The sequence below is a fragment of the Candidatus Ornithobacterium hominis genome (genome assembly GCF_900538215.1).
GTDB classification, from domain to species: domain Bacteria; phylum Bacteroidota; class Bacteroidia; order Flavobacteriales; family Weeksellaceae; genus Ornithobacterium; species Ornithobacterium hominis.
The window spans coordinates 45,246-59,925 of sequence record NZ_UNSD01000001.1 but is presented as its reverse complement, the minus strand read 5'-3'; the positions used below and the strand labels follow the sequence as shown (position 1 = coordinate 59,925).

Genomic DNA, 14,680 nt, shown 5'->3' with positions numbered 1-14,680 from the left:
ACATCCGAGATAATCAGCCAGACAGAGCAGATGAGATCATCAAAAAAATCAAGCAATGTGCACCAGAAAACATAGTTTTTGATAAATTATTTGGTGTCGACGGCAAGCATGATTTTGTGTATTGCGCTATAACTGTAACTGGTACTAATTATAATAAAACATGGCTCAACCTCAACCTTGGAGCAGAATACGCCAACATAAATAGTTCTCATTTTGACCCTACCGTTAGTAAAACAGGCACAGATGCCCATAATGAAGCTAAAACCTACGGTTCATATTACCAATGGCAGCGAGCGAGTGATGGGCATGAGTTTAGGGGTTCAGAAACTACCCCTAAACTAGCCGATACTTGGACAGACACAGGCGAAGCAGCAGGGAAGTTTATTATTAACGATAATGGTTGGGTAAAAAATAATCCTTTATTACCCGATAACTTGTGGCAAGCAGGCGAAGTCGGAGTTAATAACCCTTGCCCGTCAGGTTACCATGTTCCGACTGAGCAGGAGTGGCAGGAATTTCATCAGGTTGTAACGGGTGACGCTTATGTTGAGACTGATCAAATGTGGACACAGAATAAGTTACCAAACCTTGTAGTTGCTGGTACCCGTTTCTTTGGCAGTGGTTCACTGGGCGAAGAGAATGATGAAGGGATCTACTGGAGTAGCTCTGGCCGTGGCATCGCTCAATACATGTACTTCAGAAGAGACCGTAGCGGTACGAGCGCCAGCAACATAGTTAACGCGTTCAACGTGCGTTGTATTAAAGATAATAATTAAAAAGTAGCGTATAAAGATAAAACAGGCGTGGTTTGTATAAAATCACGCTTGTTTTTTTTACCTAAGTTCAATTATTATAAAAATGCTAATGGGGTAAATTTCAAGGTTTAAATTTGATGTAAATTGTTGCAAAATTAATTCCTGATAAGCATCTTTAATATTATCAAAATGAGCTATAAAAATAGTTGTAAGCATTTAATATTCAAACTTTAAGCGTAAATTCATCTCTTGTTTTATTCTATCTTTTTTCTTTAGAAATAATATTAATTGAAATCAGGTTATAAAAAAAGTCTCTTTCTGAGACGATTTTTTTACAAATAAATAAGATATTAAGAAAAAATTTAGTTGTACTCAGAAATGCTTAGGCAAACATTTGGGAATGAAATTTCTTCTACTTTTTTTGTAATTTTGAATTTTTAATACCATGAGCAATTATACAGAAGAAAATATCAAAACGCTAGACTGGCGAGAGCATATCCGTATGCGGCCGGGGATGTACATTGGTAAACTCGGCGATGGTTCTAGCCAAGATGATGGAATCTATATTCTGCTGAAAGAAATTCTAGACAATTCCATTGATGAATTTGTGATGGGCAGTGGCAAAACCATTGAAGTTACCGTAAAAGAAAGCGAAGTCACCGTGCGTGATTACGGACGAGGGATTCCGCTGGGGAAAATGGTAGATGCTGTTTCAAAAATGAATACAGGTGGTAAGTATGATACCCGCGCATTCAAGAAGTCGGTGGGGCTTAATGGCGTGGGAACCAAGGCGGTGAATGCGCTTTCTAGCTACTTCAAAGTGCAGTCGGTGCGTGATGGCAGAACGCGTGAAGCGGAATTCTCTAAAGGAGAATTGCAAGAGGAACACCCCGAAAAAGACACAACGATACGCAAAGGGACAAAAATTACCTTTGTTCCTGATGAGAAGATTTTCTCAAACTTTAAATTTCGCACGGAGTATATCGAGAAAATGCTCAAAAATTATGTGTACCTGAATCCAGGCTTGCGCATCATCTTTAATGGAGAAGAATTTTATTCAGAAAACGGGTTGAAAGATTTGTTGCAAGATAATATAGAAGAAGAAATCGTTTACCCCATTATTCATTTAAAAGAAGATGACATTGAAGTCGCATTGACGCACAGTTCTAAATCCTATTCAGAAACGTATTATTCTTTTGTAAATGGGCAAAACACCACACAAGGAGGAACGCATTTGAGTGCTTTGAAAGAAGCAATAGTGAAAACCATTCGAGATTTCTACGGGAAAAATTATGATGCTTCAGATATTAGAAAATCTGTGATTTCTGCAATAGCGATTAAAGTAATGGAGCCCGTTTTTGAATCACAAACCAAAACCAAACTGGGCTCTACTGATATGGGCGGCGATTTGCCCACGGTGCGTACTTTTGTGAATGATTTCATCAAAAGAAATTTAGATAATTATTTGCATAAAAACCCTGAGACAGCAGAACTTTTGCAACGTAAAATCAATCAATCTGAAAGGGAAAGAAAAGATTTAGCAGGCATTCGCAAATTAGCAAAAGACCGAGCTAAAAAAGTGAGCCTGCATAACAAAAAACTCAGAGACTGCAAGCAACATTACAACAATGCTAAGCACAGCCGAAATTTAGAAACAACCATCTTCATTACCGAGGGAGATTCAGCTTCGGGGTCGATTACCACTAGTCGAGATGTAGAAACTCAAGCGGTGTTTTCTTTGCGTGGGAAACCGCTGAATTCCTATGGGTTGACAAAGAAAATCGTTTATGAAAATGAAGAGTTTAATCTTCTACAGGCGGCACTCAATATTGAAGAAAGTTTAGAAGATTTACGCTACAACAATGTTGTGATAGCCACCGATGCAGATGTAGACGGTATGCACATTCGCCTTTTGATTATCACCTTCTTTTTGCAGTTTTTCCCAGAATTGATTCGCGAGGGGCATTTGTATATTTTGCAGACGCCACTATTCCGCGTGCGAAACAAAAAAGAAACACGCTATTGCTATACAGAAGAGGAAAGGAGAAAAGCCATCAAAGAATTAGGTAAAAATCCAGAAATTACACGATTTAAAGGTTTAGGCGAAATCTCACCAGGGGAATTTAAAAACTTCATAGGGAAAGATATGCGCTTAGAGCCCGTAATGCTGGGCAAAGACACGACGATAGATGAACTTTTGGAATTTTATATGGGAAGAAATACGCCAGAACGTCAGGAATTTATCATCGAAAATTTGGTGGTAGAAAATGATGAAGGAATGGAAGTTTTAAATGCCATTTAGTAAATTAACCAAAGTCCTTATTTTTACAGCAAAATTGAGATTAAATTTTTAAAGGCTTAAAAAAAATCTAACAATCTATGGCAGAATTAACCCCAGATAAACACGAAGGCGAATCGCTCAAGAAAATTTCAGGTATGTATGAGGAGTGGTTTTTAGACTACGCTTCGTATGTGATTTTAGAACGAGCTATCCCCTCCGTACATGACGGATTCAAGCCAGTGCAACGCCGCATTATGCATTCCATGCGGGAGATGGAGGACGGGCGCTATAATAAAGTAGCCAACATCGTAGGGAATACCATGAAGTATCACCCGCACGGGGATATGGCAATTACAGATGCCATGGTGCAATTAGGGCAAAAAAGTTTGCTCATAGACACGCAGGGAAACTGGGGAAATGTATTTACGGGTGACGGGGCGGCGGCGGCACGTTACATCGAAGCGAGATTGACGAAATTCGCCTTAGAGGTAATCTTCAATCCCAAAACAACGAATTGGCAACTCTCTTACGACGGGAGAAACCGCGAACCAGTAGATCTCCCTGTGAAATTTCCACTCTTGCTAGCGCAGGGCGTGGAGGGGATTGCCGTGGGGCTTTCAACCAAAATTCTTCCACATAATTTTAATGAATTGATAGATGCTTCGATTCATCATTTGAGAGGGAAGAAATTCATATTATACCCTGATTTTCAAACGGGCGGAATGATAGATGTTTCTGATTACAACGATGGCGAACGTGGCGGGAGAATCAGAATAAGAGCTAAAATTACGCAGTTGGATAAAAATACGCTTCAAATTACTGAAATCCCTTACGGGACCAATACTGGAACATTGATTGAGAGTGTGATTAAAGCCAATGAAAAGGGGAAAATTAAAATCAAACATATTGAGGACAATACGGCAAGAGACGTAGATATTTTGGTGCATTTAGCCCCAGGAACTTCGCCAGATAAAACCATAGATGCTTTATATGCCTTCACAAATTGCGAGGTTTCTGTATCCCCAAATGCTTGTGTAATTGTCAACAATAAACCAGAATTTTTATCTGTTTCTGAAATTTTAAAAATTAATACAGATAATACCGTAAATCTCCTGAAAAGAGAATTGGAAATTGAATTGGGCGAATTAGAAGACCAATGGCATTACTCTTCTTTGGAACGGATTTTTATTGAAAACAGAATTTACCGCAACATTGAAGAAGAAACCACGTGGGAAGGCGTTATTTCAGCTATAGATGAAGGTTTGAAGCCATTTATCGGGCACTTAAAAAGAGAAGTTACCCAAGAAGATATTGTGCGCTTAACAGAGATTAAAATCAAACGAATTTCAAAATTTGATTTAGATAAAGCTCAACAATACATCGACTCATTAGAAGGAAAAATAGCTCAAGTTCAGCATCATTTAAATCATTTGGTGGAATATGCCATAGCCTATTACCAGAAACTGAAAGAAAAATATGGCAAAGAAAAAGAGCGGCTGACGGAGATTCGCCTGTTTGAAGATATAGATGCAGCGAAAGTTGCAGCAGCGAATGTGAAGTTTTATGCTAATTTTGAAGAAGGTTTCATCGGGACTTCGCTTAAAAAAGATGAATATTTATTTGAATGTTCTGATATTGATGATATTATAGCTTTCCGCAGAGACGGCACCATGATTGTAACCAAGGTTGATGACAAAACATTTATCGGGAAAAATATTATTCACGTTGCCGTTTGGAAGAAAAAAGACAAAAGAACCACCTACAATCTTATCTATCGCTACGGAAAGACGGGGCCAGTTTATCAAAAGCGATTTAATGTCACCAGCGTGATTCGAGACAAAGAATACAGCGTTTGCAAAGATAAGGAGCATTCAGAGATTTTGTATTTTTCTGCTAATCCTAATGGTGAAGCTGAAGTTGTGCAAGTATTATTGAAAGTCAATTCCCGCCTGAAAAAATTGCGCATAGATATTAATTTTGCAGAATTGGACGTGAAAGGGCGTAGCGCTAAAGGCAATCTAGTTACCAAATATCCTGTGAAAAAGGTGGAATTGAAAGAGGAAGGAGTGTCTACATTAGCTCCACGCAAAATTTGGTTTGATGATGCCGTAAGGCGGCTCAATGCAGAGGGAAGAGGTGAATTACTAGGAGCCTTCAAAGGGAGTGATAAAATTTTAACCATCAGTACCAAAGGGGTGGCTCAGCTTCATACATTTGAACTTAGCAACAGATTTGATGAGGAATATTCGGTCTTAGAAAAATGGGAGCCAAGCAAGCCGATTACTTGTGTGTATTATCACTCAGAAAGAGAACGCTACTACGTAAAACGATTTACGTTAGAAGACACATTAAACCCTCAGGAGTTTTATGATTTGGCAGATGAAAATTCCTTTATAGAAATGATTTCAGTAGATTATATTCCTGTAATTGAAATTATTTTCAAGAAAATTAAAGGACATCAGCGTGACTCAGAAACGGTGAATTTAGAGGAGTTTATTTCAGTGAAAGGTATTTCAGCATTGGGAAATCAGTTGACAAGCTATGCAGTGAAGGAAATCAAGGTTTTACCCCCCATTCCTTACGAAGAACCAAAAGAGGAAGAAATGCCAAAGAAAGAAACCCATTTGTTTTTCAGGAATGAAACCTCACAAGGTTCATTATTCGTAGATGAAGAGGAATAAAATTTTTTAAGGCTTAAAAAAAAATGATGAATTCTATAATTATTCTCTACATTTTAATCGGCATCACAGTATTGATTAGTTGGCAAGGCTGGGGTGATTATCAGTTATTCAATCGGTTGAAATTTGATATGAATGCTATATTGAATAACAAGCAATATGATAGAATGTTTACATCGGCATTTCTACACGCAGATACCATGCATTTATTTTTCAATATGTTTGCATTGTATGTCTTTGCGCCAGTAGTTTTGAGTATTTTTTCCAGTGTTGTATTTATTTTAATTTATATTACAGCAGTATTTTTTGGCAGTTTATTCACAATCCTGTTTCATAAAAATCAAGGTTGGTATACGGCAGTTGGAGCCTCAGGAGGAGTATCAGGCATTGTGTTTTCAGCGATTATCATCAATCCAGAAATGCCATTACAATTAATTTTTCTACCGTTTTTTAATTTCCCAGGTTGGGTGTTTGGCTTAGTTTATTTAGGTTATTCTATGTTTGGGATGAAGCATTTGAAAGATAATACAGGACATGCAGCCCATTTGGGAGGAAGCGTAGCTGGGGTGTTGTTCACAATTTTTCTTTTTCCGCAGCTTATCAATCAACAAGCTATATACATTATAGGTATGCTAATTCCCATTGCTATTATGGGAATTTTAACTTATAAAAAGAATCAGTAATAGGAATTTTAGAAAGATTCTAAATAACTGATAATCTTATACTTGATGATTATTATCATTTTTTTTAAAATTTGGAATTACCTACATTTGTTAAGAAGTTTAACAAAGAAGAAAATGAAATTAAGCTTAGGATTAGGAGCGTTGGTATTATCAGTTTCAGCTTTTGCACAGTTGAGTGTAGGAGCAGAATTGAGACCAAGATTTGAATACAGACATGGATTTAAAACGTTGTTTGATAAAAGTGATGATGAGGCCGCTTTCGTTTCCCAAAGAACAAGATTGAATGCAAATTATAAAAATGAAAACATGGAGTTTCGTTTAAGCTTGCAAGATGTGCGTGTTTGGGGTGATGTTCCGCAACTAAATGCTACTGATAAGAATAAATTAGCCGTTCATGAAGCTTGGGGGAAATTCAATGTGACAGAAGAAATAGCCTTAAAATTAGGTCGCCAAGAAATTGTATACGATGATTCTCGATTTTTTGGGAACGTAGATTGGGCACAACAAGCAAGAAGCCATGATGCGGCCTTGGCACAATTTAAGAAAAATAACTTCAGAGCCGATGTAGGATTTGCTTATAATCAAGATGGTGAGAAATTAACGGGAAACATCTATACGGTAGATAGAAACTACAAAAGCATGCAATACGCTTGGTTGCACCACGATTGGGTAGATTTCTCCGGAAGTTTATTGTTTGTAAATAATGGCTGGCAATTAGTGAATGCCAATAGCGGAAAATCAGAAACTCAGTACACCCAAACGATCGGTACGCACTTAAATTATAAAGCAAATGCGTTAAATTTAATAGGAAATGCATATTACCAAATGGGCAAAGACATAGATGCTAATGATGTAAGTGCGTATCTACTAGGTTTGGAAGCCAATTATAATGTTACGACAAAGTTTAACTTAGGCATCGGGGCAGAGCTACAAAGTGGTAATGACAATAAAGTAATAGCAAACGATAAAAACAAAGCCTTTAATCCACTCTTTGGTACCAATCATAAATTCAACGGTTTGATGGATTATTTCTATGTTGGCAATCATTTGAATAGCGTTGGTTTATTGGATTTACATGCCAAAGCAAACATCAAAACCAGTGAAAAAACCAATGTAGGCATAGCCTTGCATAACTTCTCATCTGCCGCTGATTTAGACAAAAAACGATTTGGAAATGAATTAGACATCACTTTTGGTTATAAAATTTATGATAATGTAACCTTAAATGCAGGCTACTCTCATATGTTTGCTAGCGATGGAATGGAGTTAATTAAAAATGGTAAGGCAAACGAAACCAATAATTGGGCTTGGCTGATGTTTACCTTCAAACCAACATTATTCAGTACAAAATAATTATTACTAAAAATTAGAGTTATGCCTTTTTTTAAGAGAATATTTCCAGAAAAGAATACGAGATGGCGTTTAGTTGCAATTTTTTTACTCGCTACTTTCTGCGGATTGGGATTTTTTATAGCAAGAGAGGCAAAGATGCTTTCCTATATGTCAGACGACCCGCAGGCTTGTGTCAATTGCCATGTAATGACATCGGTCTATAACAGCTGGATGCACAGTTCTCACAGAGAATGGGCAAGTTGTAATGATTGTCACGTTCCGCACAACAATATTTTCAATCAATATTATTTTAAAGCAAAAGACGGTTTGTTTCACGCATCGGTTTTCACCGCAAGAGCAGAGCCAGATGTTATGTTTATGCGAGAAGCATCAGAAGAAGTAGTGCAAAACAATTGTATCAGATGCCACGTTCAGCAAGTAACGCAAGTAAAATATGACGGATTTATAGCAAATCATTATTCTAATAGAACAGATAGGCAATGCTGGTCTTGCCACAAAGAAGTTCCTCACGGCAAATTACACGGATTGACAACGGTGCGAAATAATATTGCACCAATTCCTACAGATAAAGATGGAACGGTAGTTCCTGAATGGCTGAGAGAAAAGATTAAAAATAAAGATAAAAACAAAAACGAAAAATAAAATTCATTCACATGAAAAATTGGGTATTATTTGCAGTAACTGCTGTTGCCGTATTCCTATTAGGATTGCTGGCATCAAGTGTTATCAACAGGAAAAATGAAGCTAAGTACGCTTATGTGCCAAAAGTGGAAATAGCTAAAAATGAACCACGTAATGAGGTTTGGGGAGAAAATTACCCAGCAGAATATCAGTCTTTCATGCAGACAAGAGACACTACTTTTGCCACTGCCCATGGAGGAAACGCATGGATAGACATGCTAGAAGAAGATCCTAGAATGGTAGTGCTTTGGGCAGGGTATGCTTTCTCCAAAGATTATTCACAAGGTAGAGGTCACCAATATGCAATTGAAGATATTCATAACACATTACGAACAGGTGCTCCCAAAGAAAATGGCGATGGGCCAATGCCTGCAACTTGCTGGACCTGTAAAGGACCAGATGTTCCAAGATTGATGAATGAAATGGGCGTAGCAGCTTTCTACAAAGCAAAATGGTCTGATTTAGGGCACGAGGTAGTAAACCCTATCGGTTGTGCAGACTGCCACGATGAGAAAACAATGAAACTGAAAATCACAAGACCAGCTTTGGTAGAAGCTTTTCAAGCTCAAGGAAAAGACATCAACAATGCTACACATCAAGAAATGCGTTCATTGGTTTGTGCACAATGCCACGTAGAATACTATTTTGATAAAAAAAATCCAGTGGAAGAAGGAGTACCTTACTTAACTCTCCCTTGGAAAAACGGCTTTACAGTGGAAGACATGGAAAAATATTATGATGAAATTGAATTCTCTGACTGGACTCACCAGCTGAGTAGAGCTCCAATGTTGAAAGCTCAACACCCAGGCTATGAAACTTGGCAAATGGGCGTTCATGCGGATAGAGGCGTTTCTTGTGCCGATTGTCATATGCCATATAAGAGCGAAGGCGGACAAAAATTTACTGATCACCATATTCAATCTCCTTTGAACAATATAGCCAACGCTTGCCAAGTTTGCCACAGAGAAGAAGCGACTAAATTGGTTCAAAATGTTTATGAAAGACAAAATAAATCTTTAGAAAACAGAATTAGATTAGAAGATGCTTTGGTCAAACTACACGTTGAAGCTAAAAAAGCTTGGGATTTAGGAGCAACGGAAGCACAAATGAAACCAGTATTGCAAGACATCCGCCATGCACAATGGCGTTGGGATTTCTCTGCTGCATCTCACGGAGCATCATTCCATGCACCTGTAGAAATCGCAAGAGTTATTAATAGCGGATTGAACATAGCACAAGAAGGTAGAATCAAAGTAGCTCGCGTATTGAGTGATTTGGGCTACAACCAGCCTGTGCCAATGCCAGATATTTCTACAAAAGAAAAAGCACAAAAATTCATTGGGCTTGATATGGAAAAATTGCACAGAGAGAAAGCAGAGTTCAAGAAAAATTTATTGCCAAAGTGGATGGAAGCTGCTAAAAAAAGAGAAGCAGGATATACTAGTAAATCAGTTTCTTCTAAATAACTAAAAATCAACTTGTTATAAAAAAATAAAATGGTTTTAAGTTCGCTTAAAACCATTTTTTCTAAATTTGAGAATATGGCTTATGGAAAGGCTTTATAAAATTTTTTCTTCATCTAAATTATTTTTAATCTTACTGTTCATCTTTGGCGTAGCAATGGCTGTTGCCACCTTTGTAGAGAACGATTTTGGTACATCAGCTGCTTGGGTGATGATTTATGATGCTTGGTGGTTTGAATTAGTAATGGCTGGGCTTTCGCTCACATTTTTAGCAAATATTTTCAAATATAAATTATTGAGAAAAGAGAAATGGGCAATTTTAGCGTTTCATTTGGCTTTCATCATTATAATTTTAGGTGCAGCGATTACACGGTACACCTCTTACGGAGGCGTGATGAGAATCAGAGAAGGTGAAAGCTCTAATATTTTAATTTCAGATACGAATTATCTCAACGCTGAAATTTCTGACGGGAAACAAACGAAAGTAATTTCAGAAAAACTATCTTTTTCTACACTTAAAAACAATGATTTCAGCATCAAAACAGATTTCAACGGAAAGAAAATTACCATAGATTATAAAGATTTCATTCCCGATGCTGTGGCAGATGTAGTAGAAGATAAAGAAAACGGAAAACCCTTGCTTGAATTAGTGATAACACAAGGTGATGGCAGAAGTTCTATCTTCTTAACCGAAGGCGAAACACAAAAATTAAACCCTGAATTTGAAATCGGTTTTCAATCTGATAAAAAAGATATCGTGAATATCATTCAAGAAAATGGGCAATTCAAGGTTTTGTCACCAAAAGAATTGAGCTTTTTTATTATGAATGAACAAAGAACAGGCGTTTTGAAAGCGGATTCTTTGCAAGATATTACGCTGAGAACCCTGTATCGTTCGGGCGATGTTTCCTTTGTCCCATTGACTTTCCATCAACATGGGAAATTTGAAATTAAATCCACTGCAGAAAAATTAAAAGACAATAGTGAAACGCAAGATGATGCTTTGTTGGTGAAATTATCGGTGGACGATCAATCTGAAGAGGTGAATATTTTGTACAGAAAAGGATTTATTCCTTTGGCGAGCGATGCCACCATTAACGATGTAGATGTTAAGTTATCTTACGGTTCAAAAGCGATTGAAATCCCATTCAAAATAAGGTTAAATGACTTTCAATTAGAGCGTTACCCAGGTTCTTCCAGTCCGTCTTCTTATGCTAGTGAAGTAACGATTTTGGATGGTGAAGAGCAAATTCCGTATCGTATTTTTATGAATAATGTGCTGGATTACAAGGGTTACCGATTTTTTCAGGCAAGTTATGATACCGATGAGCGAGGTACAGTTTTGTCTGTAAACCATGATTTTTGGGGAACTTGGGTTACTTATTTCGGTTATTTTTTAATGACGGTAGGAATGATTTTTACTTTATTCGGAAAAAAATCAAGATTTAATATTGTGGGCAATAAATTAAAAAAGTTAAAGCAAATCGCACCTTTATTTTTCTTGTTTTTATTGAGTTTTGTAAATGCTCAAGAGCAAGAAAAAAGCAATCGTTTCGCTATTAATGACACGATTATTCTATCACAAGAAATTGATAAAGACCTTGCTGAGCAATTTGGGCGTTTGCTGGTGCAAGATTTGGACGGAAGAATTAAGCCGATAAATACTTTGGCGTCTGAAATTATCAGAAAAATATCTAGGAAATCCTATTTCTTTTACCCTACCAGTGATGGAAAGTTTACCTTGGATGTGAATCAAACTTTTCTGGCGATGCATACTGCTCCGAATTTATGGCAACATATTCCATTGATAGAGATTGATTTATATAAAATTGAGGAACACTATCCAAACCTGAAAAAAGGAAAAAATGGCTGGTTGGCATTCTCTGATTTGTTGAATGAAAAAGGCGATTATATTTTGTCTGACAAAGTGGAAGAAGCAAACCAAAAGAAACCTGCTGAACGAAATGAATTTGATAAAGAAATTCTGAAATTAGACGAAAAATTCAATATTCTGTACAACCTTTTTATTGGAAATTATTTAAAAGTTTTACCGAATAAAGAAGATGATAATAATACTTGGTACAGCTTTACCCACGATTTCAAAAATTTTCCGCAAGAAGATGCTCAATTTGCTGAGCATATTTTGCCAGCTTACTTCAATGATGTAGCTAAACGAGATTATGAGGCCGCTTCAGAAAAATTAAATTACATCAAGACTTATCAAGATGTAATTGGCGAAAAAATTATACCCTCGCCCGAAAGATTAGAAGCCGAGCTGTGGTACAACAGGTTGAATCTTAATTTTTGGCTATTCCAAATCTTATTCACCTTAGGCTTTGTAATGCTGATTTTAGCAATTATTAAAATGTTCAATCACGGCAAAATCATTCAATTTTTTTGGAATCTTTTAGTGATTTTGATTTTGTTATCGTTCATTGCCTTTGTGGGGAATGTAATTTTGAGATGGTATGTTGCACAGCACGCTCCGTGGAGTAATGGCTATGAAATGTTAGTTTTTGTAGCTTTGATTTTATTGTTGAGTGGATTGGTAACGTTCAGAAAGTCAGACTTTTCACTTCCGTTAGCAACTTTATTTTCAGGGGCTTTGCTTTTGGTCAGTTGGTTGGATTGGATAAATCCCGAAATCACGAATTTGATGCCAGTTTTGAAATCCTATTGGCTGAAAATTCACGTAGCTACGATTGTGAGCGGCTATGCTCCGCTGGCTTTTTCCGCCGTTTTAGGTTTGATGGTTTTATTGTTTTACATTTTCAGAACCGAAAAAAATAAAGCTATCATAGATTTAAAAATCAGGGAATTAACTTACATTAATGAAATGTCTATGACGGTAGGTCTATTCCTACTCACCGTGGGGACATTTTTGGGCGGAATCTGGGCCAATGAATCCTGGGGAAGATATTGGGCTTGGGACCCAAAGGAAACTTGGGCATTGATTAGCGTAATAGTTTACGCCATTGTTTTGCATTTAAGATTTGTGCCAAAACTCGGCAACCATTATGTGCTGAACACGGCGAGTATGTTTGCTTTTTGGTCTATCATAATGACATCATTTGGCGTGAATTATTATCTATCAGGCTTGCATAGCTATGCCTCTGGCGACCCGATGCCAATCCCGAAATTCGTTTATTTTGTAGCCGGAGCGATGATAATTATAGCCGTTTGGGCAGGGATAAAAAACAAGAAAAAAAGAATGAAATAATCTGTTTGAAAATTTCTAAAGCCTTTAAAAAAATCCTCTGCCTCAAAAAAAACAAATTTGCGTAATTCAAAAACGTAAAATACATTTGCGGGCAGGTTGAGAAAAATGAAAAATCTCAACGGAAATTTTTAACAAAAAAATAACGAAATTTTAACAAATGAAATTTGTGAGTTTCAAAATAAAGTGTAAACACACACACACAAAGTAATGAGCTAAACAACTCATTATCAGTAACTTGTAATAATTTTTTGCTTCCCCTCGGGAGCGAACCGCAAAGCCGTGCAAGAAAATCTTGTGCGGTTTTTCTATTTTCACCTGTGTGAGAGTAGTAATTTCTTCAAAAAGAAGAGCCTCACGGGTTGGGGCTCTTTCTAAATGAAGAAGCAAAAAAAGTTGAATAAAAAACAGCAAAAATTTAATTAAGAAAAGAATAAATCAATCAAATATTAACCAAAAAAATTAAAATAAATGAAGAAATTATTACTTTCTTTCGTTGTATTGCCAGGAGCTTTAGCCACCGCTCAGGTGGGCATTAACACAGATACTCCAAAAGCGACATTAGACATCAGCGCAAAAGACAACCAAGAAGGTGGTGACTTGCGCATAGAAGGTGTTAAGGAGGGAAAATCTACCCAATGGCTTTTAGTTTGGGATGAAAAAGACCAAAAGGTGAAGCGCAGAAGTCTCTCAGACCTCAAATATGATATGATATTAGATAAAGGGAGAATAAATTACATCCGCGATAAGCAGCCAGACAGAGCAGATGAGATCATCAATAAAATCAAAAAATGTGCACCAGAAAACATACTTTTTGATAAATTATTTGGTGTCGACTACATCGAAGGCAAACATGATTTTGTGTATTGCGCTACACTTGTAAGCGTGGGCAGCTACAATAGAACATGGCTCAACCTCAACCTTGGAGCAGAATATGCAGACATAAATAGTTCTCATTTTGACCCTACCGTTAATAAAACAGGAGAAGCTGCCCATGGAGATGATAGAACCTACGGTTCATTATACCAATGGCAGAGAGCGAGTGATGGGCATGAGTTTAGGGATTCAGAAACTACCACTGAACCAGCCCCAAGTTGGACATGGGCATACGCAACACATCATGGTTATTTACAAGGGAAGTTTATTACTGGAGACGCTAACTGGGTAAAGAATACTAGAGAGGCACCAGATTTAAAGTTGTGGGGAGCAGTAGGAGTTAATGACCCTTGCCCGTCAGGTTACCACGTTCCGACTGAGCAGGAGTGGGACAAATTTCATCAGGCTGTAACGGGTAGCCTTTATCATGTTGATACTAATCAAATGTGGACACAGACTAAGTTGCCAAACCTTGCAGCTGCTGGCTCACGTAGCTATTCAGATGGTTCAATAGAAATAGATGAGAAGGATCCTTACGGGTACTACTGGAGTAACAATAATACTATAGACTTGAAACGCGTTAATAGCTTTATATTCAACAATGAAAACAGCTCTATTGTCACCAACAGCTACCGCCTAGCTGAAGGGTACAGCGTGCGTTGTATTAAGAATAATTAAACGTTTATTTAAAAT

At 37.2% G+C, this 14,680-nt stretch carries 9 protein-coding genes; all 9 read left to right on the top strand.

Annotation, left to right across the window (positions count from 1 at the left end):
* A partial coding sequence (locus tag D5J18_RS00275; protein WP_221407257.1) for an FISUMP domain-containing protein occupies window positions 1-776 on the top strand: 776 nt, incomplete at its 5' end.
* Between the two features lie 424 nt (window positions 777-1,200).
* The gene (locus tag D5J18_RS00270; protein ID WP_119057020.1) at window positions 1,201-3,057 is read left to right on the top strand and encodes a DNA topoisomerase IV subunit B; all 1,857 of its coding nucleotides are present in this window, start codon (window positions 1,201-1,203) and stop codon (window positions 3,055-3,057) included.
* A 77-nt stretch (window positions 3,058-3,134) separates the two neighbouring features.
* The gene (locus D5J18_RS00265; RefSeq protein ID WP_119057019.1) at window positions 3,135-5,717 is read left to right on the top strand and encodes a DNA gyrase/topoisomerase IV subunit A; all 2,583 of its coding nucleotides are present in this window, start codon (window positions 3,135-3,137) and stop codon (window positions 5,715-5,717) included.
* Window positions 5,718-5,740: 23 nt separating this feature from the next.
* Entirely contained in the window at window positions 5,741-6,397 is a 657-nt protein-coding gene (locus D5J18_RS00260; protein ID WP_119057018.1) for a rhomboid family intramembrane serine protease, read from the top strand.
* 114 nt (window positions 6,398-6,511) lie between these two features.
* Entirely contained in the window at window positions 6,512-7,750 is a 1,239-nt protein-coding gene (locus tag D5J18_RS00255; RefSeq protein WP_119057024.1) for an alginate export family protein, read from the top strand.
* Between the two features lie 21 nt (window positions 7,751-7,771).
* On the top strand, window positions 7,772-8,392 hold the full coding sequence (gene nrfH, locus D5J18_RS00250) for a cytochrome c nitrite reductase small subunit (RefSeq protein ID WP_119057017.1): 621 nt from the start codon (window positions 7,772-7,774) through the stop codon (window positions 8,390-8,392).
* 11 nt (window positions 8,393-8,403) lie between these two features.
* Window positions 8,404-9,897, top strand: coding sequence for an ammonia-forming cytochrome c nitrite reductase (gene nrfA / locus D5J18_RS00245; RefSeq protein ID WP_119057016.1), 1,494 nt, complete (start codon window positions 8,404-8,406; stop codon window positions 9,895-9,897).
* 82 nt (window positions 9,898-9,979) lie between these two features.
* Entirely contained in the window at window positions 9,980-13,114 is a 3,135-nt protein-coding gene (locus tag D5J18_RS00240; RefSeq protein ID WP_119057015.1) for a cytochrome c biogenesis protein CcsA, read from the top strand.
* Between the two features lie 468 nt (window positions 13,115-13,582).
* Entirely contained in the window at window positions 13,583-14,665 is a 1,083-nt protein-coding gene (locus tag D5J18_RS00235) for an FISUMP domain-containing protein (RefSeq protein WP_119057014.1), read from the top strand.
* The last annotated feature ends 15 nt before the right edge of the window (window positions 14,666-14,680 follow it).

Bases quoted from the DNA above. Each gene is read 5' to 3' on its own strand.
- D5J18_RS00270 (WP_119057020.1), top strand. From the start codon at position 1,201: ATGAGCAATTATACAGAAGAAAATATCAAAACGCTAGACTGGCGAGAG.
- D5J18_RS00265 (WP_119057019.1), top strand. From the start codon at position 3,135: ATGGCAGAATTAACCCCAGATAAACACGAAGGCGAATCGCTCAAGAAA.
- D5J18_RS00260 (WP_119057018.1), top strand. From the start codon at position 5,741: ATGATGAATTCTATAATTATTCTCTACATTTTAATCGGCATCACAGTA.
- D5J18_RS00255 (WP_119057024.1), top strand. From the start codon at position 6,512: ATGAAATTAAGCTTAGGATTAGGAGCGTTGGTATTATCAGTTTCAGCT.
- nrfH (WP_119057017.1), top strand. From the start codon at position 7,772: ATGCCTTTTTTTAAGAGAATATTTCCAGAAAAGAATACGAGATGGCGT.
- nrfA (WP_119057016.1), top strand. From the start codon at position 8,404: ATGAAAAATTGGGTATTATTTGCAGTAACTGCTGTTGCCGTATTCCTA.
- D5J18_RS00240 (WP_119057015.1), top strand. From the start codon at position 9,980: ATGGAAAGGCTTTATAAAATTTTTTCTTCATCTAAATTATTTTTAATC.
- D5J18_RS00235 (WP_119057014.1), top strand. From the start codon at position 13,583: ATGAAGAAATTATTACTTTCTTTCGTTGTATTGCCAGGAGCTTTAGCC.